Source organism: Aquimarina algiphila, assembly GCF_947494415.1.
GTDB classification, from domain to species: domain Bacteria; phylum Bacteroidota; class Bacteroidia; order Flavobacteriales; family Flavobacteriaceae; genus Aquimarina; species Aquimarina algiphila.
On sequence record NZ_CANLVC010000006.1, the window covers coordinates 40,752 to 65,981 of the forward strand.

The following is a 25,230-nucleotide window of genomic DNA, read 5'->3' on the forward strand; positions in this document are numbered from 1 at the left end:
TTTGCCGTTCATTAAAGCAAACTTATGGCAACTTATAAGAAACGAGGACACAAACCAAAAAATAAAGCTGAAGAAGTTGAGCATGTTGAAGAGAATTCAACAACAGCAGAAGTATTTAATACTCTAGATGAAGGAGCTTCGAGAACCGAAGAATGGGTTGCGGCGAATCAAAAATATATACTTGGTACAGTTGGAGTAGTAGCACTTGTTATATTAGGGTATCTTGGATTTCAGAAATTTATTCAGGAGCCAAAAGAACAAGAAGCAGCAAATGAGATGTTTAAAGCTCAACAATATTTTGACAATGCTGTTAATGGTAACTCAACAGTGAGTGATTCATTATATACTTTGGCTCTTAATGGAGGAGAAGGAAAATACGGTTTTCTAGAGATCATTGAGAATTATGGAAGTACAAACGCGGCTAATCTTGCGACGTACTATGCTGGATTTTCTTATTTAAATATGAATAAGTATCAAGAAGCAATTGATTATCTTGATAAGTTTAAAAGCGATGATGAGATGCTTGGACCTCTTGCTCTTGGAGGTATTGGTGATGCATTTTCTCAACTGGATCAAACAGAAGAAGCTTTAGGATATTATGAAAAAGCGGCGAAAGCAAAAACTAACGATTTTACAACTCCGAAGTTTTTATTAAAAGCAGCAATTACAGCAATATCTCTTAATAAACCACAAGTAGCAATACCATACTTAGAACGAATTAAGGAAGAATTTCCTAAAAGTGTAGAAGCTAATCAAGTTGATGTACATCTTGGTCAGGCTCAAGCAATGAAGTAATTTGTAGTTCAGGTTTTAAGGCATTTCCTTGGTCTGAATAACAAAAACTTTAAATCAACACCATGGCTACAGAAAATAAAAATTTATCACAATACGATAAAAACACAATCCCAAATGCGAAAGATTTTCGATTTGGGATTGTTGTTTCAGAGTGGAATGAAAATATTACTGAAGGACTATTTCAAGGAGCGTTTGATGCTTTTATTGATTGTGGAGCGATAAAAGAAAATATTGTACGTTGGAATGTGCCCGGTAGTTTCGAATTGATCTATGGTTGCAAGAAAATGCAAGAGTCTTTTGATATGCTTGACGCTGTTATAGCTATAGGATCTGTTATTCAGGGAGAAACCAAACATTTTGATTTTGTATGTGAAGGAGTTACTCAAGGTATCAAAGATTTAAATATTAATTCTGATATTCCAGTAATCTTCTGCGTTCTTACAGATAATACACTACAACAATCTATTGACAGATCAGGAGGGAAACATGGTAACAAAGGAACAGAGGCGGCAATTGCGGCTATCAAAATGGCACAATTACGCAAAGATGCTACCTTTTATAAATAGATTTTTAGACTTTTATTACTAAGCGGCATAATCCTTGCTGTTCATATTTTGATGTTATTGTAATGCTAAAAGCTTTAGATTGCAATGCATTTTGAGTATATTTGGATAATCTAAAGATAGAACAGATTTTGAAGTTAAGTATTCCAAAGAGAAGGAAAAACCGAAGATTCAACTACACGCCTAGATACTATGAAGGTAAAAGTGAAGGTAATATCTATGATTTTGAAAATAGAATTACGAAATATCGGGATACCACAAATGATATAGATTTTGGTGCTCATTGGGCAGAAGCCCGTACTTCGAGTCGCAATCGAGGTAATCGTGAAATCAATAGAAGGGTAATTTACGTAGCAATAATCTTGATTTTTATCTTTTTGTATATAATAGATTTTGATTTATCCATATTTACTGCACGACGTTAAATGTCTGACATTATTCAACTTTTACCAGATCACGTAGCTAATCAAATTGCTGCTGGAGAGGTGGTTCAGAGACCAGCTTCAGTAGTAAAAGAATTGTTAGAAAATGCTATTGATGCCAAAGCGACATATATAAAACTGATCATTAAAGAGGCAGGAAAAACTTTAATTCAGGTTATTGATGATGGTTCAGGGATGAGTGTTACCGATGCCAGATTAAGTTTTGAGCGACATGCTACTTCAAAAATAAAAACTGCAGAAGATCTTTTTCAATTAGATACAAAAGGGTTTAGAGGAGAAGCTCTTGCTTCTATAGCCGCTATTGCACATGTAGAGTTAAAGACGAAACAAGAAGAAGATGAAGTAGGTACAGAAATAAAAATTGAAGGCAGTGAAGTTACATCTCAAGAGGTTTGTGTAACTCCAAAGGGAACTTCAATAAGCGTTAAAAACTTATTTTATAATATTCCTGCACGTAGAAATTTCCTAAAATCAAATGCGGTAGAACTAAGACATATCATTGATGAGTTTCATAGAGTGGCAATGGCGCATTCTACTATAAAATTTGATATGTATCATAATGGAGCAGAGGTTTTTAATTTGCCAAGCTCTAATGATCGCCAGCGTATTGTAAATATCTTTGGTGGAAAGACAAATGAAAAATTGGTTCCGGTTACTGAAGAAACAGATTTGGTTACCATAAATGGTTTTGTTGGAAAACCACAATATGCTAAAAGAACAAGAGGAGAACAGTTTTTCTTTGTGAATAATAGATTTATAAAAAGTCCATATTTAAATCATGCTGTTAATGCAGCATTTGAAGGGTTGCTGAAAGATAAAGCACATCCAAGTTATTTTTTATACCTTACTGTTGATCCTATTTCGATAGATATCAATATTCATCCTACAAAAACTGAAATCAAATTTGAAGATGAACATGCTTTATATGCTATGTTACGCTCTTCTATAAAACATAGTTTAGGGCAATTTAATGTAGCTCCGGTTTTAGATTTTGATAGAGATTCTTCAATGGATACTCCTTATGAGTATAAAAGTAAAGCGGCCCAAACACCAACGATAGAAGTAGATAGAAGTTTTAATCCATTTAAAGATGAGAAAATATCAGGAGGAAGTGCTTCTGGAGGTTCTTCATCTTTAGATAAAAGTTATACTCCTTTTAAGAAGGAACCGGCAGGAAGTTGGGAAAACCTTTATGTTGGGCTTGATTCAGAAGTAGCTCCTGTAAAAACGGTAGAGAATGACTTTTCTTCGGTAGAATTCGAAAGTACAGAGGTTACGGGTTCTTTATTTGAATCAGATGAGAAGAAAATAGGACATCATACTACATATCAGCTTCGAAAAAAATATATAGTGACCACTATTAAAAGTGGAATGGTGATTGTTAATCAACACCGTGCTCATGAAAGAATAGTATACGAGGAATTATTGCGCAATATCACAATGGCTAGCGCAGTGAGTCAACAATTATTATTTCCGCTTACTCTTTCTTTTTCTAAAAAAGAGATAGCACTTCTTGAAACAGTAAAAGAACAGTTAGAAAATATGGGATTTGTTTTTGCAGAACAATCACTAAGCGAAATTGAAATTACCGCAATACCATCGGTAACTTCAGAAAAAGAAGTTTCCTTATTGTTGGAGCAATTGATTCATGACCTTGAAAACGAAGTGCCGGATAGTGGTTTTTCACAAACAGATCTGTTAGCTCGATCTATAGCAAAAAGTATAGCGGTAAGAACAGGAGTAGAATTAGCACAAGAACAACAACAATATATGGTGAATAGTTTGTTTGCATGTACAGAACCTACGATTACACCAGATAATAAGCCGACTTTCATCACGTTAACTGTAGATGAAATCGATAAGAAATTTTAAATAATACATGGGAAGAATTACAGATACAGTAAAAGGCTTATTGATTGTAAATGTCATTTTTTTTGTAGGGTCTCTGACTCTGGGAGATAAAGCATTCGAGTTATTTGCACTTTGGTTTCCAAAAAATGATTATTTCCAGGTATGGCAAATTATTACCCATATGTTTATGCATGGAGGTGCGGGGCATATCTTTTTTAATATGTTTGCTTTATACATGTTTGGAAGCCATTTAGAAAGTTCTATTGGACAAAAAAAGTTTCTTTTTATTTATTTCTTTTCAGGCCTTGGAGCGGCTGGTTTTCAAATTCTTTTTACTTATTTCGAATTTAGCCCTGGATATCAAGCGTATTTGAGTGCAGGTTTTTCTCCTTCAGAAGTGAATGATTTTATACAGAGCACTATAGCTTCTGGTCAATATCGTGTTGACCCTAATATACCTCAGGAAGTAACAGAAAAGATGATTGGAGCTTATGTTACTCCTATGGTAGGAGCTTCGGGAGCTATTTTTGGTGTATTGGCTGCATTTGCAGTGTTATACCCTAATTTACCTTTGTATATTATGTTTATTCCCGTTCCTATTAAAGCAAAGTATTTGATAGGTGGTTATTTCTTATTTGATTTATATTCGGGTATAACAGGTCAAGCAATTTTGGGACCTTCTAACGTAGCGCATTGGGCGCATATTGGAGGAGCGGTGATTGGTTTTATCACCATGTGGTATTGGAAAAAGAATTCGTTTAACGATAGACGTTGGTATTAGTATGGCTAGTAATAATCTAACATATCAATTTAAAACAGCTAATATTATTATTAAGCTGATTGTGATTAATGTGGTATTGTTTTTATTTGCCACATTAGGTTCCTGGATGTTTAAAACAAGTTCTGGGGCTTTAATGGAGTGGTTTGTATTGCCTGTTGCTCCCGAGAGCTTATTAGTACAACCATGGAGTATACTTACATATAGTTTTTTACATTTTGATTTCTGGCATATCTTCTGGAATATGTTAGTATTATATTGGTTTGGACAATATGTACTTAACTTATTTACAGAAAAAAGGTTTCTTACCATTTACCTCTTAGGGGCTATTTGTGGAGGATTGTTATTTGTATTAGCATATAACGTCTTTCCTGTATTAAATGGAACATTAGCCTATCTTATTGGGGCTTCAGCGGCAGTTCGTGCTATTATGATTTTTATTGCGGCATATACTCCAAATTCTGAAATGCGAATATTCTTTTTTAACATTAAGTTATGGCAAATAGGAGTATTTGTGGTGTTATCTGACCTTATCCAAATACCAACCTCTGGTAATGCTGGTGGTTTAATTGCACATTTAGGCGGAGCAGTTTTTGGTTATCTATATGCGGTTCAGCTTAAAAAAGGAAATGATATAGGAGCGTGGTTTGAAAGACTAATGGACGGATTAACCAATATGTTTAAACCTAAAAAGAAAAGCCCTTTAAAAACGGTACATAAATCAAAGACTCGTAAAACAACCCCAAATAGAACTACAGTTTCTTCAACCAAAAGCCCAAACCAGAAGCAAATAGATGCTATTCTGGACAAGATCAGTAAAAGTGGATATGATAGCCTAACCAAAGAAGAAAAAGACTTTTTGTTTAAAGCAGGTAAGGAGTAATTATGAGGAAAATAATTAACAAGATTGTCTTTGTGATGAATTCTATCGCAGCCTTTGCATTGTTGTTATCTTATCTATTGCCCTATGTTTCCCCAAAAACATTTCCTCTATTGTCGGTATTAAGTTTAACAGTACCTGTTTTTATTGTGATTAATCTATTTTTTTTATTGTATTGGGTGATATTGCTTAATAAGAAAATGATACTTCCGCTTACGGTATTGCTTTTGGGGGTTTCTCACGTTTCTTCTTTGTATAAATTAAGAGGTAAATCTTCAGAGGATACGGCTGGTAGTATTTCGTTGTTAAGCTATAACGTACATAGTTTTAATCGATTTAAGTGGATTGATTCAGATTCAATCCCCCAGGATATTTCTTCGTTGATACGAGAACAGGATGTGGATATTTTCTGTGCTCAGGAGTTTTACAATAATCCTGATATTAACTTTAGTCAATATAAATATAAATACGAATATTTTAATCATAATAGTAGGGAGCTAGCATTAGTTATTTTCTCTAAGTTTCCTTTTATCAATAAAGGATCTTTAAATTTTGAGAAAACTGCTAATAATGTGATTTTTGCTGATGTTGTAATACGTAAAGACACTGTTAGGGTCTATAATATTCATTTACAGTCTCATAGGATAAGCTCCAAAACAGATGAATTGGCCAAGGCTGATTCTCAAAAATTATTAAAACGTATTGGAGTTTCTTTTAAAAAACAACAGAGTCAGGCTGAGCAACTTATAGCGCATATGAAATCTTCACCTTATAAGAACATTATAATGGGAGATTTTAATAATACAGCGTATTCATATGTGTATAATAAAATTAAGTCTGAAAACCTTCAGGATAGTTTTAAAAAGGCAGGGAAGGGGTTTGGGAAAACTTTTAAATTTGAATTATTTCCTGCAAGAATTGATTTTATATTGGTACCTGAAGAATTTGAAGTATTAAATTTTAAAAGTTATGATCTTGAGTTGTCTGATCATTATCCTATATTCTCTAGAGTAAAGCTATAAAATAGAGTATACTACAGTGGATTTTTGATATCAATATGCTTAAGAGTAATACTTTTCATTTTCAGATATCTAGTCATATTCAACAAATATATATTACTGTTCTATAGAAACATTGCATAATACTATATTTACTTAATCAATAAAATTGAAAGATTCAAAAAAAACCTATTTGCTAATGAGTTTAGTAAATTAACTTGTTTTTTAAAAATACCGAATAATATGAGTATTATACTTTTTTTTATAATAGTAGCTGTAATAGGAATATTTCCTGTAAAATGGGTACTTAAAAAACTAGGAGTTCATAATAATACAACAAAATGGATTTTAGGAATTCCTTTAGCATTAATATTAAGTGTATTACTTTATATGCTGTTATTAATTATACTATATAGCTATGAAGAAGGAACTGGTAACATGGATTTGTTTTAAAGATAAAGTTGAGTCATTAGAGCTTAGCTTTAAAATTAATACAGAGTTTGAGTCTACCTCAAAATGATGAAGGTTTTAAATGAAAAAAAACAAACTCAATTGTTTATTAACTAATCCTGCAGATCAGTGGCTTCTTTTGCCATTCTTTGTTCCCAACCTTTAGAAAAAATAGCATGTTTGTTGGCTGTCATTAGTTTCATTTTTTCTTTAACGGCTTTTTGTATCTCTAGGGGTAACCCATAAAATTGTCCATTGATTTTGGTTAGTCTTCCACCATATTCACTGTTTTGATGTCTAATTGTTATCCTTCTTTTATTGTGATATATCATGATTTTCATCCTACCGTCTGCATACATATCTTGACCAGTAGTTCCGTAAACTAGTATAAGATCAATTAATCCATCTTTGTCTAAGTCTGAAAATTCTGAGTACTTATTCCAAAACGAAATCGAGCTTTCCCAATCTTTATCTATTTCGTCACTGATACTGGATTTCTTTTTGAGTCGATTGTCTTTATTGGTCAGATAAAGAGATTGTAACTTATCGTTTAGCGTGTCATTTTTTCCATCTGTTTCTAGAATATATTCTGATAAGGATAATACCAAATAATATTTACCTGATTCATCGGTATATGAATATGCCTGATGAATAGGGTGTTCAATATCAAATCGCATTTTTACTCTCTTGTTGAAAATTGATTTGATCTCTTTTTCAGAAAGTTTATTTCCCCATTTTGGATCAATAGATATAGAATCAAGTTTTTTTAATTCTATTTTAGGGATAGTATCTTGTTCTATTGTTTTTTGATCAGAATTATTTTTGGATTCTTTTGATTTTTCCTGGCAAGAAAATAGGGCTAAAAGTATAACGAAAAATAGAAATCTATTCATAGATAAGAGGTTAGATTAAACAAGAAACATTAACATAGTTTCATAATAAATGTAATAAATATTTTATAAATGCATAGATATATCCATATTTACATCATCCAACAATCCAATTGATCTGTTATTATATGCCATATCAATGCTAATCCAATAATTCTTGTTCTTGTAAAAAACAGAGATGTACAATATACTGCAATTGCATAATAGCTATGTAGAGGATGAAAACCGACGCTACATCGATTTAGATCAAAAATAGGATTGGCAAGAAGATGATCAAGATCAATTAGCATACTTCCTAAAAAAATAAGGTATACCTTTTTCCATTGTTTAGGAAAGAAGAGTAGTGCGATAATTAGGGGAATTATAAAATGAAAGCTATAGTGCAGGATTGGTCTAATCATCGACAATAGATTGATTCTCTAGGTAGGTCAAAGTATTAGTTCCTTCGTTAAAGAGTAAATCCAAAATAGAAAGATTAGGAATAAATCCTTGTTTTTCTGCAAAAACCTGGATGTAAGATTCTAAAGAATAAGGTTTTTGTTTTTTAGCATTTATAAGCGTTCTTAAATCTATATGTTCTTGAGGGCTTTTGATATATTCACTAGTTTTTGTATATGAAGTGTCTAGTTGTAAGCAATTATATACTGCTTGCATGCATTCATAATTGAAATCTAAAAGAAACTTTTTTGGTTTTTCGAAAAGATGCGCAAATTCATCTTCATAATACTCAAAAAAAGGTGATGTTCTGTATGCTGTTTCAAGTGATTTCCAATGTAATGACTGCCAGGGGAAATCATTTTCTATACGAACATCTTTATATAGTTGTCTCCCTTTATTTCCGATATGTTTTATAGGAATACTAAGAAGTAATTTTCCATTAGCACCATAAATATAAGTACGATTACGATAAGTTTGTTTTTGGTAATTATCTTCGTTTTCAAAAACAACAGATGTTGCTTTCGCCATTACTACATATTGTGCAATAGTTCCAAAATACATTGGATGTAATAAGGGGATATTCAATTTAATCGACTATGTATTAAGCGCTTTTTTTCTTTTTACGATATTGACCATAAATAATCCATCCAGCTAAAACAATTAAAAAGTACTTAAAATAAGAAACTGGATTTCCGCTTCCACCAACGGTGGTAAACATGCGTTCCCATCTTATTTTATTAAACAGCCCTTTGGCATTAGTATCCCAACTAAACCATACAAATACAGGTTTTCCAACAATATGATTGGCAGGGACATAACCCCATACACGACTGTCTTCACTATTGTGACGATTATCACCCATCATCCAATAATAATCTTGTTTGAATGTATACGTATCAATAGGTTTTCCATTAAGTAAAACTTGCGTACCATTTACAGTAAGTTTATTATCTATACCCAATTCAGAGCCTTCATAAACTTCAATAATTCTTCTATATAATGAAAAACTTTTAAGATCCATTTTAACAGTTTTTCCGGCTTCAGGAATATAAATTGCTCCAAAATTGTCAGAGTTCCAGTTTACTTTGCCGTTATTAGGAAAAATACTAGGGTCTTTAAGTCCCTTTGGCATTATATTTCTTTCAATACCAGCAACGTTGGGGTGGTTTTTAAATCGGGTCGCAGCATCAGTAGTCATTCCCTGAGCATTAAATTGAGTATTGTTGTATCCAAACTCATTTGGTTTAATGCGATAACGATCATATAAGTTTGGTAGATTGAAATTACTGCCTTTTGTAGTTCCACTATATGAAAACTGCACTTGCGCACGTTCTGGTAGCTTATTCTGCTTTCCATTAATGTATACATACCCATCAACTACTGATAAAGAATCTCCAGGAATACCTACACATCTTTTTACATAATTAGATTTCTTATCAATAGGTTTGTAGTAACTTAATTTTGATCGATCTCTAAAATATCTAACAGTGTCTATTGGCCAACTAAAAACAACAATGTCATTACGTTTGATATTCTGAAATCCGGGTAATCTAAAATATGGATATTGCGGTTTGCTAGAGTATGATTTTGTTCTTACTAACGGTATAGTGTCATGTACCATAGGAAAAGATACTGCGGTCATAGGTGTTCTTGCACCATAATGAAATTTACTTACAAATAGGAAATCCCCAACAAGTAATGTTCTTTCTAAAGAACCTGTAGGGATAGTATATGGTTGCATAAAATAAGTGTGTACAATAGTTGCAGCAACTACGGCAAAAAGAATAGAACTTATCCACTCTCCAGCAGCTGTTTTTGGCTTTAAATCACGATTTTCTATATAAGTAACATCAAGCATATAGTTAATGTAATATATATAGAACCCTAAAGTAACTACTACAAGAACAGTATCAGTAGTAGAGTTTTTACCAAAACTCCTAATGGTCTCCACCCAGATAACGGGGAGCATGATTACATTAATTACAGGAATAAATAATAATATTACCCACCACCAAGGGCGATTTATAATTTTCATTAAAACAACGGCATTATACACCGGGATAATTGCTTCCCATGCTTTTCGTCCTGCTTTAGTGTATAGTTTCCAGGTTCCTAAGAAATGAATTGCCTGTAATATCAGGAAAAAAATAAACCATTCTGTAAGTATCATCTTTAAATATATTTTTTAGTATAAGTACATCTTATTAACCAAGCGTTACACTTTTTATAGCCCTAATACATCTTTCATACTGAAAACTCCTGTTTTATCAGTTAACCACTCAGCAGCTACAACTGCTCCTAGTGCAAAACCATTTCGATTGTGTGCCGTATGTTTAATCTCGATGTCATCTACTTCTGAAGTGTAGTTGACGGTATGTGTTCCAGGTACTTTATCAATTCTTTTCGCTATTATAGGGATAGTGTTTTTGTCTCCATTATCTAATTGCCATTCAGTTTTATCTGTGTTTTCGATAATACCTTTTGCAAGAGTAATAGCAGTACCACTTGGAGCATCTAATTTTTCTGTATGATGGATTTCTTCCATTGCAATATTATAGCCCTCTAGCGGTGCCATCATTTTTGCTAACTTTCTATTAAGTTCAAAAAACAAATTAACACCAAGACTATAGTTTGAGGCATAGATAAACCCTCCTTTTTTTTCTTTGCATAGGGCGACCATGTCTTCATAATGATCTAACCATCCCGTAGTGCCAGAAACAACAGGTACTCCTGTATTAAAGCAATTCGTTATATTATTCACAGCCGCAGTCGGAATACTAAAATCGATGGCTACATCTGCTTCTGAAAGATCATATGTGGTATCTTCTTTGTCTACTTTAAGTATAATAGTATGACCTCTTTCTGTGGCAATTTTTTCTATTGTTTTCCCCATTTTGCCATATCCCAGCAGCGCAATTTTCATATCTTGGTTGGTGTTATTTTTATGTTTTATAAAAAGGAATCAATCTTTTTTTAAAAACTATAATTGAGTGATACTCCATAATTTGGTCTGGTATCAAACTCATTAAAATTTATTTTTGGTTTGAAAGAAAGATCATCTGTTATATTATATTGTTGTAAATGTGCAGTTACATTGGCATCTACAATGTTTAGGAGATAAATCCCTACAGTAACTAATAATGATAACTCCTTATCACGTCGAAAACGTTCTTGCAACGATATTAATTGATCATTGGTTATGTTTGGAAACTCATCATCGGTAAAACCAGCGAGTCTACGTTTAAAAATATCACGAAAGCGATTATAGTTATTATTATTGTCAATATAAAAGTATACTCCTGTTCCTAATGCTGCGTATACGATAGGGACTTTCCAGTACTTTCCTGTATATGCTTGGCCTAGCCCAGGGAGTACCGCAGAATAAAAAGCGGCTCTTGCGGGAGCTAAAGGTTCATATGGTCGAATCTTTCTCTCTCTCTTTTTCTTCTTCTTTTTTACAGGCACTTCTTCTGTAGTAACTTTTAATTCTTCATTTTCTTGAGCAAGAATATGCTGAATAGAAAGTAGTGTAAAAAAGATAATATAAAAGAATTTAATCTTCACTATTAATAAGTTTCTTTATGCGTTTAAAATCTTCTTCGGAAGAAAAAGGTATAATTAACTTTCCACTTCCTTTATTGGAAACTTTTACATCAATTTTTGCGCCAAAGTAATCAGAAAAATCTTTTACTCCTTTTGCAATATGTTTTGGTAATAAATTTGTTGCAGAACTACTATTTGCAGAAGAATTAGTACTATCTGTTTTTTCATTTAGAGATCGTACCATTTTTTCTGTATCACGTACAGATAGTGACTTTCCAATGATAGTTTCATAAATATCAAGTTGTTGTTGTTGATCATCAATATTTATGAGTGCTCGACCATGACCCATAGATATAAATCCGTCTCTCATTCCTGTTTGAACAATAGGATCTAATTTTAGAAGTCTAAGATAATTTGCAATAGTTGACCGTTTTTTACCCACTCTATCACTCAATTGTTCTTGAGTGAGGCTAATCTCATCTATAAGTCGCTGGTATGAAAGTGCAATTTCGATCGGATCTAAATCCTGGCGTTGAATATTTTCGACCAATGCCATTGTTAATGATTCCTGATCATTAGCAATACGAATATATGCAGGAATAGACTTTAATCCGGCTAATTTTGAAGCACGAAAACGACGCTCTCCACTAACTAGTTGATAATTGTTAAAATCTAATTTACGAACAGTAATAGGTTGAATTACACCGACCTCTTTTATAGAAGTAGCAAGCTCACGTAATGTTTCATCATTAAAACTAGTACGAGGTTGAAAAGGGTTAACATCGATACTTTCCAATTCTAACTCGATAATATTGCCAACTACTTTATCAGCACCTTTATCTTCTACTGATTTTATATCATTATCAGGATCTTTTAACAGAGCTGATAATCCTCTTCCTAATGCTTGTTTTTTGGTTGCCTTCGCCATGAATCCTTAGCTGTTTTTCTTAATAATTTCCTGTGCCAAACTTAAATAATTACTAGCACCTTTACTAGAAGCATCATAATTAATTATACTTTCACCATAACTGGGTGCTTCACTCAAACGAATATTTCTCTGAATGATTGTTTTAAATACCATTTCATTAAAATGCTTTTGTACTTCTTCTACTACTTGATTGGATAGCCTTAACCTAGAATCATACATAGTAAGTAATAGTCCTTCTATATCTAAATTTTGATTATGAACTTTTTGCACACTTTTAATTGTATTCAAAAGCTTGCCCAATCCCTCTAAAGCAAAATATTCACATTGGATAGGTATCATTACAGAGTCTGCAGCAGTCAATGCATTTAGTGTCAATAAACCTAGAGATGGTGCACAATCAATAAGAATATAATCATATTGAGATTTTAATCCTTCAATGGCTTTTTTAAGCATATATTCTCTTGAATCTTTATCTACAAGTTCAATTTCTATGGCTACCAGATCAATATGTGCAGGTATGATATGCACATTTGGAGAACTGGTTTCCAAAATTGCTTCTTCTGGTTTGATAGTATGTTCCAGGATTTGATATGTTCCTTTTTCAATGGTATCCACATCCAACCCAAGTCCAGAAGTAGCATTCGCTTGGGGATCAGCATCGATTAATAATACTTTTTTCTCTAATACGCCTAGAGAGGCTGCTAAATTTACTGAGGTAGTAGTTTTACCTACACCACCTTTTTGATTGGCAATCGCTATAATTTTACCCATGAGGGGAGGTTTGGATTTAAGAGGTAAAAATACAATTTATTATATATTATAAAAATGAAAAATGTTAACAGTAGGATATAAAAAAGACCATCCCCCTTTGGAGATGGTCTAGTGTACTATTTTATTGTTAATAAAAACTTATTTATTCTTTTTTGAACGTATCATTGCCTCAAGTTGATCCCACATTTCTTCAGGGACCTGTTCAAGAAGATTAAATTGTCCGGCTCCTTTAATCCATTCTCCGCCATCAATGGTAATTACTTCCCCATTTACATAAGCAGAAAAATCTGACACCAAATATGCAGCAAGGTTAGCAAGTTCTTGATGCTCACCGGTACGACTTAATGGTACACGTTTTGAAAAATCTAATTTTTCTGCTAAATCTCCAGGAACTAATCTATCCCAAGCTCCTTTTGTAGGGAATGGCCCTGGAGCAATTGCATTAAAACGCATTCCGTATTTTGCCCACTCCACTGCTAATGATCGTGTCATAGCCAAGACCCCTGCTTTTGCGCTCGCACTTGGCACTACATAAGCAGAACCAGTCCATGCATAAGTGGTTACAATATTAAGAACAGCAGTGTTTTTGTATTTAGTATCAATCCAATGTTTTCCAAAAGCTAATGTGCAGTTTTTGGTTCCCTTAAGCACAATATCAATTATAGTATCAAAAGCATTTGCCGATAGACGTTCTGTGGGAGATATAAAATTACCAGCGGCATTGTTAAGTAAGATGTCAACAGAACCAAAAGCTTCAATAGCTTGATCTCGCATTGCTTCAACCTCGCTGTAATGACGAACATCACACTGTAAAGGTAAACAAGTACCTCCGGTTTCAGCTTCGAGTTCTTTAGCTGTATTTTGTAACTTCTCTATGTTACGAGAAGTTATAGCTACTTTTGCTCCAAGTTCAAGAAAATATTTGGTCATTGATTTCCCTAATCCACTACCACCACCAGTGACTACAATATTTTTACCTTCTAGCGCTCCATCTCGAAGCATTTTGTTTGTATAATTCATAATTTTTGTATCGATATTTTGCTAATATAACAAGTTATAGTTAAAAAACTATGCGTGCATAGTTTTTTATTGCCTGTTTAAGTACTTAACAAAAATACTATTATTTATAAAGCTTGCGGTGATGTCTAGGTAAAAACATTTATTATTTGTAATTGTGCAACTTTCTATAAGGAGTGAAAATATATATGTTGATTAAGAGAAGTAAATAACTTTTACCTATTTTTATAATGTGCTATTAACCAGTTTATTTGGAGAAAGAAATTATATTTTAAGTATCATAAGGAAAACAAAATGCTTTTGAAAAAAAAAATACTGTTTAAATTCTTACTATTAACCATTGTTGTTGGGAATTCTACTCACTCTTTTGGTCAATCAAAACCCAGATTAAATAAAATTTCAGGTTATGTAACTTACAATGAATTTCCACTAGAATTGGTAAAGGTCGAAATAAAAGATAGTAATGTGAAAACAACTACCAATAGGAAAGGATATTATCGTATTGAAGCGCCCGAAAAAGCTATAATTCAATTTTCTTTTAAAGGTATGAAACCTGTTGAAGTTATTGTAGAAGACATTACAAAATACCTAAATATAGGAATGGTTGATGAAGTGAATGATCTGGAAACAGTAGTTATAAAGACAAATAATAAAAAGAATAAGTTTAGAGATGAGGATGCAGAAGACGATCAAAATATTGAAACGGCTTATGGTACTATTAATAAGAAAAGTGTTTCTTATGGCAAGATAAAAACTATTAAAAGTAATAGCCTTAATATCCAAGGGAGTGATTTAATTGAAACCTTAAGTGGTTTAATAAAATATCAAGGTATATCATATGATAGTCGAAGAATTAAAAGGGTAAGATTGGTCCCTAATTTATCCATTTCTAATCCAGAAGAAAGTCTAGCTATATGGGATATCGATGGGATCATTTATGAGGACCCACCTAACTTGAGAGTAGGAGAAATTGATAAAGTTACTGTAATTAGATCTGTATCAGGAACAACAAAATATGGAATGAGAGGATCTGGTGGAGTAATTGTGGTTAGAACAAAAGGAGCTAGGTTAAAAAAGAAAAAGGGAAGTAAGAATAAGGCTAATAAAAATATTTATGCAACAGGAAGTGTTCCTTATTCAACAATAAAATTAATTCCTTCTTATTTTTCGATATTAGATACAGTTACTAATGATAAGGAAGCATATAAATCTTATAGTGCCTTAGCCGAAAAAAACAAAAACTCACCTAGTTTTTTTATGGATATGGCAAGGTATTTCAAAACAGAAAAACAACTGGATACACTTTCATTAAAAGTTCTTTCTGAAGCAGAAGTATTGTTTAAAGAGGATCCTGAAGCATTAAAAGCTATCGCATATATTTATCAAGAACGTGGACTACATCAAAAAGCTATAGGTTTATATACAATGCTTATAGAGTTAAGACCCTCTTATTCACAATCATTTAGAGATTTGGCTAATGCGTATGCGGCTAATAAAGAATACAAAAAGGCTTGGGATACATATTTACAATATTTACAGGCAGGTAATTATGTACTAGAAGATGGTATTGAAAAAATGGTACATAGTGAAATGTCATTCCTGTATTTGAAAAAAAAGAATGCTTCAGGAATTCGTGAAAATGCTGAGATTAAAAACTTAAACCTAGAGAATGCAGAAAGTGATATTCGAGTTGTTTTTGAATGGAATACTACAGAAGCTGAGTTTGCAATAGAATTTGTAGATCCAGAATCCCGTTCTTTTGCATTCGAACATTCTCAAGAAAAAAATAACGATCGTATTGTAGATGAAAAATTAAGAGGATACTCTTCAAATGAGTTTTATTTATATGATCTGGCAAAAGGAAATTGGTTTATTAATATCACCTATCAAGGAAATAAAAAATATGAACCTACCTATCTAAAAACTACTGTGTATAGAAATTGGGGGAGAATCAATCAAACTCAGGAAATAAAGGTGTTCAAACTTCAAAGAAAAGAATATAAGATGGGGTTATTAAAATTTAATTCAAAACTCTCTACTGCAGGATATTAATCAATAATACTCTCTTCAATCATTAGATTCTAGTATATATTCTTAATAAAATCATAAAAATTATAAATAAAAATTTTTATGACACAATGTGGCAAAATATTTGATGCGTTAAAACTAATGGGTTTTTTGCTAATTATCTAGTTATGTGTGTAATACCGTTGAGGAGATATTTAGTTTTTAAGCTAATACTAATTATTATATATGATTTGGAAGAAAGAGACTGGTCGGTTATTATAACTTGTTAAGGAAACAAAAAGTATGAACCTACCTATCTTAAAGCTTCAATATATAAGAATTTAAGACAAGCAAATTTACCCTAAGAGAAAAAACTTTTTAAGCTATGCAATCAAAATTATAAGATGAGATTGCTAAAACTTAATGGCAGTTTTCTTAACTAGAATAATTAGGTATTATTTTGCTAGCCAGTAAATTAGAGGGCGAAAACGAAGTGCGATTTAATGGCTTCATAAAATTAGTTAATTAACATTTCTATATTATAATCTGAGGGATTTCTTCAGTAAATTTAATAGGAATGTAACATATCATAACCTTCAAAATTCAACTAAAATGTTATTACAAAAAAACAGTATTACCAAAATCCTTATAGGGCTAACTTTATTTTTAAATTATTCGCTTTCTTTTGGACAACCTTCCTCGATGAATAAAATAACCGGATATGTAACTCATGATAATGTACCATTAAATAATGTGAATATTTTCGTAAAAGGAACAGATAGAAAAGCTATCACTAATAAAAAGGGGCAATATTCTCTTCAGGCATCAGAAAAAGAAGTTATTCAATATTCCTTTGTTGGAATGAAACCCGTCGAGATAGTGGTAGAAGATGTGACTGATTTTTTAAATGTAAAAATGGCCAAAGTGGTAAGTGATTTAGAAGAAGTTTTGGTAGAAGGAGATGAAAATGTGAAGAGTTTTGGTACAAAAAAACAAAAAAGACCAAAAGTTTCAACGGCTTACGGGGACATTGATCGACGAAGTTTTTCAAATGCTGTTCAGATTATAGAGGGTAAAGACTTGTGGTTAGGTTCTGGAAATATTGCCCAGTCTTTGCAAAATCAGTTAGCTTTGAGTGGATATGGAAGTTTTGGAATACGACCTACAGGTACTTTCTCTGGCAGAAAAACTGCGTTATGGGATATTGATGGGATGATTTTTGAAAATAATCCTCCGCATGTAGATCTGGTTGATGTAGATTATGTTGCTGTCCTTAGATCTGTGGCTTCAACCACTTTATATGGGATGCGAGGCGCTTCAGGAGTAATTGTTGTAAGAACAAAAGGAGCCTCAAAATCTGAAGTATTAAAACAGCAATTGGGTTTTAGAAATCAATCTAAATATAAAAATGATGCATTGCCATATAGAGACTTTTCATTTAATACTGAATATTTGAAAAAATTGGAGCGTGTACCAAATCAAGAATTATACGATTCTTATAAAGATTTATCTGCTCAGTATAAGAATTCACCTAGTTTTTATTTAGATGTTTCTAATTTCTTTAGAATCGAGAAAAGAAATAAAAAAATGTCTTTGGCAGTGCTAGAAGATATGGAAGAAGCATTTGATCAAAATCCTGAAGCATTAAAAGCTTTGGCATATACGTATCAAGAGTTAGGAGAGAAGTCGAAAGCAATAAAAGTATATTATAAAATTGCTTTTTTAAGATCATCTTACACACAATCTTTCAGAGATCTTGCAAATGCTTATATAAAGAACAAGCAATATAAAGAAGGTTGGGATATGTATCTTAGATATTTACAAAGAGGTAATAAGCTACAGGATAAAGGTATAGAGCAGATTGTTTATAATGAGATGAAATCTTTGTATTTACAAAAAAAGAAGGTTGCCAAAATAAAAGAAGTTTTCATTCCTAAGGATAAAAAAAATAATCCAGAAAGTGATTTAAGAGTGGTTTTTGAGTGGAATACTTCTGAAGCAGAATTTAAATTTGAATTTGTTGATCCAAAATTAAATTCATTTGTTTATGAACATTCTATGGAAAAGAATAGCGAACGTGTTGCAGATCAAAAAGCAAAAGGATATTCTTCTGAAGAGTTTTTTATATATGATATGAATAGTGGAGATTGGCTTATTAATATGACATATTTGGGAAACAAAAAATATGATCCAACTTATTTGAAAGCGACAGTTTACAAGAATTGGGGACGAAAAAACCAAAAAGAAGAAACAAAAGTATTTAAGTTAAGTGATCTTAATAATAAAGTACAGCTTTTTAAATTTAATTCTACGATACCGGTATCATCCGCTGTATCTTCAAATTAGAGGAGCATCAATATATCCAATTATTATCTTAATCTCGACTTTTTAGGAAACCACTAGAAAGTCGAGATTAAAATTTCTAATATGGTGATAGCAGCATCACTAATCTTGGTTCCAGGTCCAAATATAGCTACTGCTCCTGCTTCAAAAAGAAAATCATAATCGTCGGGAGGAATTACACCTCCAACGATAACCATGATATCTTCTCTTCCGTATTTTTTGAGTTCCTCAACAATCTGCGGAACTAAAGTTTTATGTCCTCCAGCTAGAGAAGATACACCTACAATGTGTACATCATTTTCTACAGCTTGTTTTGCAGCTTCTACCGGAGTTTGAAATAAAGGTCCAATATCAACATCAAAACCTACATCAGCATAACTGGTTGCAACTACTTTGGCACCACGATCATGGCCATCTTGTCCCATTTTAGCAATCATGATTCGAGGTCTTCGTCCTTCTAATTCTGCATATTGATTTGCTAGTTCTCTGGCCTTGTTAAAGGAATCATCATTTTTTATTTCTTTAGCATACACTCCTGTAAATGATTTTATTTCTGCTTTAAATCTTCCAAATTCTTTTTCTAAAGCATCACTAATTTCTCCCAAAGTAGCTCTTAATTTTGCTGCTTCAACAGCTAAAGCTAGTAAATTTTGATTATCATCGGCTGCAGCCACAGTTAAATTATTCAATGCCTCTTGTACTGCTTTTTCATTTCTTGAAGCTTTTACTTTCTCAAGCCCTTCTATTTGTTGAGCTCTTACTGCTTGATTATCAACTTTGAGGGTGCTTATAGCTTCTTCTTCCTCAAGCTTATATTTATTAACTCCTATGATAACATCTTGCTCACTATCAATTCTGGCTTGCTTTCTGGCGGCGGCTTCTTCAATTCTCATTTTTGGAATACCTGCTTCAATAGCTTTGGTCATTCCTCCCAGTTCTTCTACTTCTTCAATTAGTTTCCAAGCCTTTTCAGCAATATCATTGGTTAGAGATTCTACATAATAACTTCCTGCCCAAGGATCTACTGTACGAGTAATGTATGTCTCTTCTTGTAAGTAAATCTGAGTATTTCTGGCAATTCTTGCAGAAAAATCTGTTGGGAGTGCAATAGCTTCATCAAGAGCATTAGTATGCAAACTTTGTGTGCCTCCAAAAGCTGCGGCACTTGCTTCTATACACGTACGCGCAACGTTATTAAATGGATCTTGAGCAGTAAGACTCCATCCGCTAGTCTGACAATGGGTACGTAGCATTAAGGATTTTGGATTTTTTGGATTAAACTGTTTAATTAGTTTAGCCCAAAGCATACGTGCTGCTCGCATTTTTGCAATTTCCATAAAATGATTCATTCCTATAGCCCAAAAGAAAGAGAGGCGAGGAGCAAAAGAATCCACATCCATTCCAGTTTCAATTCCTTTCCTTATGTATTCTAAACCATCAGCCAATGTATACGCTAGTTCGATATCACAAGTAGCACCGGCTTCTTGCATATGGTATCCAGAAATACTTATAGGATTAAATTTGGGCATATGAGTAGAACAATATTTAAAGATATCTCCAATAATTCGCATTGAAGGAGTAGGAGGGTAAACATAAGTGTTACGAACCATAAATTCTTTAAGAATATCATTTTGAATTGTTCCCGAAAGAAGATTTTTAGCTACTCCTTGTTCTTCTGCCGCTACAATATAAAAGGCCATAATAGGTAAAACAGCCCCATTCATAGTCATAGAAACAGACATTTTATCAAGGGGTATCTGATCGAATAACACTTTCATGTCTTCAACAGTGTCTATTGCTACACCTGCCATTCCAACGTCACCAAATACACGTTCATGATCACTATCATACCCGCGATGTGTCGCAAGGTCAAAAGCTACTGATAACCCTTTTTGGCCAGCAGCAAGATTCCTGCGATAAAAGGCATTACTCTCTTCTGCTGTAGAAAAACCAGCATACTGTCGTATGGTCCATGGCCTTCTAACATACATTGTAGAATATGGTCCACGTAAATATGGAGGTATACCTGCAGAAAAATTAAGATGACCTAAAGTATCAATATCATCTTCAGTATAGGAGGATTTTATGTTAACTCCTTCTGAGGTAGTACATGTAGAAATCTCTTCCTGTCTTGTAGGAATTACTTTTTTTTGTAATTGGATGTGTTGTACGTCTTTTCTATTCATTATTCAACGCCTCATTTTTGGAAATGATAAATTAACAAGGCCATAAAATTAAGGTTTTAAAAATGATTTTTATTATAAAAAATCAATTCTACCTCAGGTTTTTAGAGAATAATGCAAAAAAATTTACTTAAACGCTTTTTCAATAACCATTAAAATAGAATAATAGATATCAAAAGCGATAAAGTTTTTTATTTCAATAGCACAAAACTCTTTATCAGTAATGTAATAAATTCTTTGAGAGATCAATGAAGTACTTACATTTCCATCCTTTTCAAGCGTATCGATAATTTCTTTAAAATCATCACTGTCACTCGTGTTTTTAAGACATTGAATAAATCCACCTCTGTAATTAAATATTAAAACTTCTTCTTCATTTTTTTTGCTATTAGTAGAAGGAGAAGATTTCTTTACAGCTTCTTGATTTTCATACTCACTTAATCTGATCCAAAGTGAATTTTTATTATCCGCTATTTTCTTAAACTCACGGGCTAATTGAATAGAGTTACTAGAAGGAAGTTTTCTAAGATCTAGAGATAAACTTGCAACTTCTGCAAGGAAAGTTCTGTAGGTCTTAATAGAATCGTTACCAAATTTATAATAATCGAATAGGTCATTTTCGAAAGAATCGAATGCTTTTTTGATAATTCCTGTTTCATCTACACGATGACAATTAATACCATTTTGAGCATAAGTCATATTCAGAATTAATGATAAAGAAACGACTATGATTCTAGATCTAATCTTTAGGGGCATTGATTTAGATTTAGTACTGTTAGTATATAAGCTAAGTTTTATAATTAGCTCGAAAGTTAACAATAAATTAGATAATATTAACGTTTTATTGTGTTTTTTTCTCGACTATCTCACTTAATCTATGTTTTGTGATAGGTTGAAGTAGTGTTTTTCTTACATTTTTATCTGGAAAAACAGATTTTTGAAAAGGAGGTAAAACTTCCTCAGAGTTTACATATTTGTTAGCTCCGGTTAGTATAATGGTTTGATTGTCGAATAATTCTTGCTCTTTTTTAGCGCTTTCTTTTATTTTCTTTTGTAGGATTCCAGATTTTAATTGGTTTAAAAAACCACCACCTTCTTCAATATTTTTAAATAATGATAATCCTTTTTCTGCTAATTGATCTGTCAGGCTTTCTATGTAATAAGATCCTGAAGCTGGGTTAGTAACCAAATCAAAATAACTTTCGTTTTTTAATATAAGAAGTTGGTTGAGAGATATCCTTGTTCCAAAATCATTTTCGAGATTATAAATATCATCATAAGGAAGATTCTGAACCGTATTTGCTCCGCCTAGTATAGCACTCATACATTCTGTAGTTGTACGAAGCATGTTTACATTATAATCCATGATTGTCTTATTACGGTGTGAAGGATATGCCAAAATATAGCATTCTTCTAGGATGTCATACTCAGAGGCTAATGAACGCCATAATATTCTTAGTGCTCGTAGTTTTGCAATCTCAAAAAAATAATTACTACCCACCGCTACCTTAAAAAGTATTGGGGTTTTTGTAAATGAAGAGAGCGTTATATCCTTAAAATGATTTAGATATTCATTAACATGGGCTAATGCATATGCCAATTGTTGAACCATTGTAGCACCCGCATTTTGATATAAACCTACGTCAATACTAATTGTACTTTTAAGGTGTTTGCTCTGCTTAATAATATCTTGTAGTATTTGATGATCATCTTTTAGGCTTGTAAACCAATTACCCGTACTTGCCAAATTACCAATGATATCTGTTGCTAAAAAGATATCTAAATTTAAATTTTGAGCAATGTCATTTAGCTCTTTTATATAGGAAAGCGAAAGAAACTCAGTTTCAATGAAAATCTGAGTATTTGGGGGTATATTTTCTAAAAGAAGATTAAGATCAATAGTTTCTTTTGCGATAACGAAATGAATACTTTCTGCACCTTTTTTAATAGCTTCCAGTGCTTTTTGATTACCAATAGTTGCATCTGATACTTCGATCTTTAGTGAATTATTCCAGGAAGAATTTTCTGAAATTGTTGTACTAATATGCTCCAGATCTTCTTGATGATAAAAAGGTTTAATATCAATTCCTTCTAAAGATTTGAATATTAGAGCTTCATTGTAATCAGCTCCTTTGAGATCAAATTGAATTTTTTGTTTCCATTGTTTTGCAGAAACGTCATCAAAACTATCAAATAAGGATTTAGTCATCTTTTTTGTTTTTAGGAACACTATCTTCATATTCGATAATGTAAATTTCTTCATTATCTCGTTTCATAAAGTATTCTTCTCGAGCAAATTTTTCAAGTTCACTACTGTCTTTTAGTGTTTTAATATCTTTTTGATCTTTTACAATCTCTTTGATATAGTACTCTTTATTATCCTCAAGTTCGCGAATCTCCTGATCCAATTCTTTATGAATAAGCCATGAGTTTGTATCAAGAAACAACATCCAAATCACAAAAAGAAGAACGATCAACACATATTTATTTAAAAATATTGCGAATATCGGTATCAGTGCCGGTTTGTTTTTAAGTTTCTGAAAATAACTTTTAAGCTTCAATCTCATTAAGAATTATATGGGTTATAAAGGTACAAAAGTTAATTCAAGCGTTCTTTAATAATGGTACGTACTATATCAACTGCTACATTGTTATAATTATTATTGGGGATAATAAGATCTGCAAATTCTTTGGTTGGATCAATGAATTGCTGATGCATAGGTTTTAATGTATTTTGATAACGATCCAAAACCTCATCCATATCTCTACCACGTTCTGCAATATCTCTTTTTAATCTTCGTATTAAACGTTCATCACTATCGGTATGTACATATATTTTGATGTCAAACATATCCCTGATTTTTGGGTTGGTAAGAATCAAAATTCCTTCTACAATAATTACTTTACTTGGAGCAGTTGTGATGGTTTCCTTAGTACGGTTATGCTCTACAAACGAGTATACTGGTTGGTCAATTGTTTTACCATTTCTAAGCGCGATCAAATGTTCACCTAATAAATCAAAATCTATAGATTGTGGATGATCAAAGTTTATTTTTACTCTTTCATCATAAGTGAGATGACTGGTGTCTTTATAGTAGGAATCTTGTGAAATTACACATACCTCATTTTCGGGTAATTCATTTACAATTTGATTGACTACAGTAGTTTTACCACATCCTGTTCCGCCAGCGATACCGATAATTAGCATTTCTATTTTTTTGGCAAATTTACAGAATGCAAATTAATCTTTGACATAAACTTATTCACGAAGGATAATAAATAGTTCCTGAAGAGGAATCTTTCTTCGCTCCGGTTACTGATTGCAGGCAATTGACTTCATTTCTTTCTTTTAATACTCCCATAAAACCAAAGACTAATGCTTCTTTAAAATCGATAATGTTTTCTGGTGGAATAATAACCGTAGTCAATTCATTTAACTTTTGTTGTAAAATTTCTATAAGAAAATCATTTTTTGCTCCACCACCTGTTATTAGTATGGTAGCATGTTTTTTTGTTACTTTTTTTATAGTGTCCGCGATCTGCGTAGCGATATGATGTACAGCCGTATGCAAGAGATCCTGGGGAGAATCTTCAGAAACATTTATAATAGGTATTACTTTTTCTAAAAACCATTCGTATCCTAATGATTTAGGGAAGGGTTGCTTATAATATTCTAAATTGTTTAATGCACTTAATAAGGCCAAATTCAATTTTCCTGTTTTAGCAATTTCTCCACGATTATCATAGGATTTATCGATAGTTGCGCAAATATAATTAAGTAACATATTTGCGGGCGAAATATCATAGGCAATTCTTTTTCCTTTATTTTCAAAGGAAATATTACTAATTCCTCCAAGATTAAGACAAAAATCATATTGATTGAACAATAATTGATCTCCTATGGGAACCAAAGGAGCTCCCTGTCCTCCTAAAGCGACATCATTAGTTCTAAAATCACTTATCACTTTACATTCACAAGCATTAGCCAAATGCTGTCCAGACCCAATTTGATAAGTTAATCCAATTTTAGGTTGATGAAAGACAGTATGACCATGGCTTGAGATAAAATCAACCTTAAGGTTATGGTCAAGAATAAATTTTTTTACCTGATTGCCTAACCAACTTCCGTATTCATTATGAAAAGCCAATAATGAGACTGCATCAAGATTAACCGTGTTTTTAAGTTTTTCTTTAAACGTTATGTCATAATCTACACTTTGGGTGTTAAGAATTGTAAAATCCCAAATATCATTTTTTTTCTCAAAATGACAATAAACGATATCAAGACCATCCAATGAAGTTCCTGACATTAAACCTATGACTTTATATTGGTCTTTATTTGAATTCATGTT

Annotated in this window: 25 protein-coding genes; 10 read left to right on the forward strand and 15 right to left on the reverse strand. The window is 32.4% G+C overall.

Going from position 1 to position 25,230, the window contains the following annotated elements:
* Positions 1-24: 24 nt before the first annotated feature.
* From PQF96_RS09440 to PQF96_RS09475, 8 genes are all read left to right on the forward strand, one after another.
* A complete protein-coding gene (locus tag PQF96_RS09440; protein ID WP_109438134.1) occupies positions 25-795 on the forward strand; it encodes a tetratricopeptide repeat protein in 771 nt (256 codons plus the stop codon).
* Between the two features lie 62 nt (positions 796-857).
* The gene (gene ribH / locus PQF96_RS09445; RefSeq protein ID WP_109438135.1) at positions 858-1,361 is read left to right on the forward strand and encodes a 6,7-dimethyl-8-ribityllumazine synthase; all 504 of its coding nucleotides are present in this window, start codon (positions 858-860) and stop codon (positions 1,359-1,361) included.
* A gap of 125 nt (positions 1,362-1,486) precedes the next feature.
* Positions 1,487-1,783 (forward strand): hypothetical protein, encoded by a 297-nt coding sequence (locus PQF96_RS09450; RefSeq protein WP_109438271.1) that lies wholly within the window; start codon positions 1,487-1,489, stop codon positions 1,781-1,783.
* Entirely contained in the window at positions 1,784-3,673 is a 1,890-nt protein-coding gene (gene mutL / locus PQF96_RS09455) for a DNA mismatch repair endonuclease MutL (RefSeq protein WP_271765878.1), read from the forward strand. It abuts the gene before it with no gap.
* Positions 3,674-3,680: 7 nt separating this feature from the next.
* Positions 3,681-4,433 carry a rhomboid family intramembrane serine protease gene (locus PQF96_RS09460; RefSeq protein ID WP_143916582.1) on the forward strand — a complete coding sequence of 251 codons (753 nt, stop codon included), beginning with the start codon at positions 3,681-3,683 and terminating at the stop codon, positions 4,431-4,433.
* Between the two features lies 1 nt (position 4,434).
* The gene (locus tag PQF96_RS09465) at positions 4,435-5,313 is read left to right on the forward strand and encodes a rhomboid family protein (protein ID WP_143916583.1); all 879 of its coding nucleotides are present in this window, start codon (positions 4,435-4,437) and stop codon (positions 5,311-5,313) included.
* Positions 5,314-5,348: 35 nt separating this feature from the next.
* Positions 5,349-6,332 (forward strand): endonuclease/exonuclease/phosphatase family protein, encoded by a 984-nt coding sequence (locus PQF96_RS09470; protein ID WP_271765879.1) that lies wholly within the window; start codon positions 5,349-5,351, stop codon positions 6,330-6,332.
* Positions 6,333-6,551: 219 nt separating this feature from the next.
* Positions 6,552-6,761, forward strand: a complete 210-nt coding sequence (locus PQF96_RS09475) for a hypothetical protein (RefSeq protein ID WP_109438142.1) — start codon at positions 6,552-6,554, stop codon at positions 6,759-6,761.
* A 110-nt stretch (positions 6,762-6,871) separates the two neighbouring features.
* Here PQF96_RS09475 and PQF96_RS09480 read toward each other — a convergent pair whose 3' ends face one another.
* The 9 genes from PQF96_RS09480 to PQF96_RS09520 form a co-directional block, all read right to left on the reverse strand.
* Positions 6,872-7,651 carry a M949_RS01915 family surface polysaccharide biosynthesis protein gene (locus PQF96_RS09480; RefSeq protein WP_271765880.1) on the reverse strand — a complete coding sequence of 260 codons (780 nt, stop codon included), beginning with the start codon at positions 7,649-7,651 and terminating at the stop codon, positions 6,872-6,874.
* 89 nt (positions 7,652-7,740) lie between these two features.
* Positions 7,741-8,049, reverse strand: a complete 309-nt coding sequence (locus tag PQF96_RS09485; protein WP_271765881.1) for a DUF6122 family protein — start codon at positions 8,047-8,049, stop codon at positions 7,741-7,743.
* A complete protein-coding gene (locus PQF96_RS09490) occupies positions 8,042-8,671 on the reverse strand; it encodes a WbqC family protein (RefSeq protein WP_271765882.1) in 630 nt (209 codons plus the stop codon). Before PQF96_RS09490 ends, PQF96_RS09485 begins: the two co-directional genes overlap by 8 nt.
* 16 nt (positions 8,672-8,687) lie before the next feature.
* Positions 8,688-10,256, reverse strand: coding sequence for a signal peptidase I (gene lepB, locus PQF96_RS09495; protein ID WP_109438146.1), 1,569 nt, complete (start codon positions 10,254-10,256; stop codon positions 8,688-8,690).
* A 54-nt stretch (positions 10,257-10,310) separates the two neighbouring features.
* On the reverse strand, positions 10,311-11,009 hold the full coding sequence (gene dapB, locus PQF96_RS09500; RefSeq protein WP_271765883.1) for a 4-hydroxy-tetrahydrodipicolinate reductase: 699 nt from the start codon (positions 11,007-11,009) through the stop codon (positions 10,311-10,313).
* Between the two features lie 50 nt (positions 11,010-11,059).
* Entirely contained in the window at positions 11,060-11,650 is a 591-nt protein-coding gene (locus PQF96_RS09505) for a DUF5683 domain-containing protein (RefSeq protein ID WP_271765884.1), read from the reverse strand.
* The gene (locus tag PQF96_RS09510) at positions 11,640-12,557 is read right to left on the reverse strand and encodes a ParB/RepB/Spo0J family partition protein (protein ID WP_109438148.1); all 918 of its coding nucleotides are present in this window, start codon (positions 12,555-12,557) and stop codon (positions 11,640-11,642) included. The genes PQF96_RS09505 and PQF96_RS09510 overlap by 11 nt, the downstream gene beginning before the upstream one ends.
* Before the next feature lie 6 nt (positions 12,558-12,563).
* A complete protein-coding gene (locus tag PQF96_RS09515; RefSeq protein WP_143916592.1) occupies positions 12,564-13,328 on the reverse strand; it encodes a ParA family protein in 765 nt (254 codons plus the stop codon).
* A gap of 138 nt (positions 13,329-13,466) precedes the next feature.
* Positions 13,467-14,348, reverse strand: coding sequence for an SDR family oxidoreductase (locus tag PQF96_RS09520; protein WP_271765885.1), 882 nt, complete (start codon positions 14,346-14,348; stop codon positions 13,467-13,469).
* A 297-nt stretch (positions 14,349-14,645) separates the two neighbouring features.
* Between PQF96_RS09520 and PQF96_RS09525 the strand changes: the two genes are divergently transcribed.
* Both PQF96_RS09525 and PQF96_RS09530 read left to right on the forward strand, forming a co-directional pair.
* The gene (locus PQF96_RS09525; RefSeq protein ID WP_271765886.1) at positions 14,646-16,397 is read left to right on the forward strand and encodes a carboxypeptidase-like regulatory domain-containing protein; all 1,752 of its coding nucleotides are present in this window, start codon (positions 14,646-14,648) and stop codon (positions 16,395-16,397) included.
* 567 nt (positions 16,398-16,964) lie between these two features.
* Entirely contained in the window at positions 16,965-18,698 is a 1,734-nt protein-coding gene (locus PQF96_RS09530) for a carboxypeptidase-like regulatory domain-containing protein (RefSeq protein WP_109438152.1), read from the forward strand.
* Positions 18,699-18,751: 53 nt separating this feature from the next.
* On the opposite strand, the gene scpA is transcribed toward PQF96_RS09530, so the two are convergent.
* The 6 genes from scpA to PQF96_RS09560 all read right to left on the reverse strand — a co-directional run bounded on the left by scpA (position 18,752) and on the right by PQF96_RS09560 (position 25,227).
* Positions 18,752-20,881, reverse strand: coding sequence for a methylmalonyl-CoA mutase (gene scpA / locus PQF96_RS09535; protein ID WP_271765887.1), 2,130 nt, complete (start codon positions 20,879-20,881; stop codon positions 18,752-18,754).
* 123 nt (positions 20,882-21,004) lie between these two features.
* The gene (locus PQF96_RS09540) at positions 21,005-21,634 is read right to left on the reverse strand and encodes a hypothetical protein (protein ID WP_271765888.1); all 630 of its coding nucleotides are present in this window, start codon (positions 21,632-21,634) and stop codon (positions 21,005-21,007) included.
* 85 nt (positions 21,635-21,719) lie between these two features.
* On the reverse strand, positions 21,720-23,087 hold the full coding sequence (locus tag PQF96_RS09545; protein ID WP_143917925.1) for a methylmalonyl-CoA mutase subunit beta: 1,368 nt from the start codon (positions 23,085-23,087) through the stop codon (positions 21,720-21,722).
* The gene (locus PQF96_RS09550) at positions 23,080-23,445 is read right to left on the reverse strand and encodes an FtsB family cell division protein (protein WP_109438156.1); all 366 of its coding nucleotides are present in this window, start codon (positions 23,443-23,445) and stop codon (positions 23,080-23,082) included. The genes PQF96_RS09545 and PQF96_RS09550 overlap by 8 nt, the downstream gene beginning before the upstream one ends.
* A gap of 32 nt (positions 23,446-23,477) precedes the next feature.
* Positions 23,478-24,086, reverse strand: coding sequence for a uridine kinase (gene udk / locus PQF96_RS09555; protein ID WP_109438157.1), 609 nt, complete (start codon positions 24,084-24,086; stop codon positions 23,478-23,480).
* Between the two features lie 55 nt (positions 24,087-24,141).
* Positions 24,142-25,227: an anhydro-N-acetylmuramic acid kinase gene (locus tag PQF96_RS09560; protein WP_271765889.1), complete on the reverse strand. Its 1,086-nt coding sequence runs from the start codon at positions 25,225-25,227 to the stop codon at positions 24,142-24,144.
* Positions 25,228-25,230: the final 3 nt, after the last annotated feature.

Excerpts from the sequence above, each read along its gene's own strand:
- PQF96_RS09530 (WP_109438152.1), top strand. The coding sequence starts at position 16,965 with ATGTTATTACAAAAAAACAGTATTACCAAAATCCTTATAGGGCTAACT.
- lepB (WP_109438146.1), bottom strand. The coding sequence starts at position 10,256 with ATGATACTTACAGAATGGTTTATTTTTTTCCTGATATTACAGGCAATT.
- udk (WP_109438157.1), bottom strand. The coding sequence starts at position 24,086 with ATGCTAATTATCGGTATCGCTGGCGGAACAGGATGTGGTAAAACTACT.
- dapB (WP_271765883.1), bottom strand. The coding sequence starts at position 11,009 with ATGAAAATTGCGCTGCTGGGATATGGCAAAATGGGGAAAACAATAGAA.
- PQF96_RS09460 (WP_143916582.1), top strand. The coding sequence starts at position 3,681 with ATGGGAAGAATTACAGATACAGTAAAAGGCTTATTGATTGTAAATGTC.
- mutL (WP_271765878.1), top strand. The coding sequence starts at position 1,784 with ATGTCTGACATTATTCAACTTTTACCAGATCACGTAGCTAATCAAATT.
- PQF96_RS09480 (WP_271765880.1), bottom strand. The coding sequence starts at position 7,651 with ATGAATAGATTTCTATTTTTCGTTATACTTTTAGCCCTATTTTCTTGC.
- PQF96_RS09545 (WP_143917925.1), bottom strand. The coding sequence starts at position 23,087 with ATGACTAAATCCTTATTTGATAGTTTTGATGACGTTTCTGCAAAACAA.
- PQF96_RS09440 (WP_109438134.1), top strand. The coding sequence starts at position 25 with ATGGCAACTTATAAGAAACGAGGACACAAACCAAAAAATAAAGCTGAA.
- PQF96_RS09485 (WP_271765881.1), bottom strand. The coding sequence starts at position 8,049 with ATGATTAGACCAATCCTGCACTATAGCTTTCATTTTATAATTCCCCTA.
- PQF96_RS09540 (WP_271765888.1), bottom strand. The coding sequence starts at position 21,634 with ATGCCCCTAAAGATTAGATCTAGAATCATAGTCGTTTCTTTATCATTA.
- PQF96_RS09465 (WP_143916583.1), top strand. The coding sequence starts at position 4,435 with ATGGCTAGTAATAATCTAACATATCAATTTAAAACAGCTAATATTATT.
- PQF96_RS09470 (WP_271765879.1), top strand. The coding sequence starts at position 5,349 with ATGAATTCTATCGCAGCCTTTGCATTGTTGTTATCTTATCTATTGCCC.
- PQF96_RS09520 (WP_271765885.1), bottom strand. The coding sequence starts at position 14,348 with ATGAATTATACAAACAAAATGCTTCGAGATGGAGCGCTAGAAGGTAAA.
- PQF96_RS09560 (WP_271765889.1), bottom strand. The coding sequence starts at position 25,227 with ATGAATTCAAATAAAGACCAATATAAAGTCATAGGTTTAATGTCAGGA.
- scpA (WP_271765887.1), bottom strand. The coding sequence starts at position 20,881 with ATGAATAGAAAAGACGTACAACACATCCAATTACAAAAAAAAGTAATT.
- PQF96_RS09550 (WP_109438156.1), bottom strand. The coding sequence starts at position 23,445 with ATGAGATTGAAGCTTAAAAGTTATTTTCAGAAACTTAAAAACAAACCG.
- PQF96_RS09510 (WP_109438148.1), bottom strand. The coding sequence starts at position 12,557 with ATGGCGAAGGCAACCAAAAAACAAGCATTAGGAAGAGGATTATCAGCT.
- ribH (WP_109438135.1), top strand. The coding sequence starts at position 858 with ATGGCTACAGAAAATAAAAATTTATCACAATACGATAAAAACACAATC.
- PQF96_RS09475 (WP_109438142.1), top strand. The coding sequence starts at position 6,552 with ATGAGTATTATACTTTTTTTTATAATAGTAGCTGTAATAGGAATATTT.
- PQF96_RS09515 (WP_143916592.1), bottom strand. The coding sequence starts at position 13,328 with ATGGGTAAAATTATAGCGATTGCCAATCAAAAAGGTGGTGTAGGTAAA.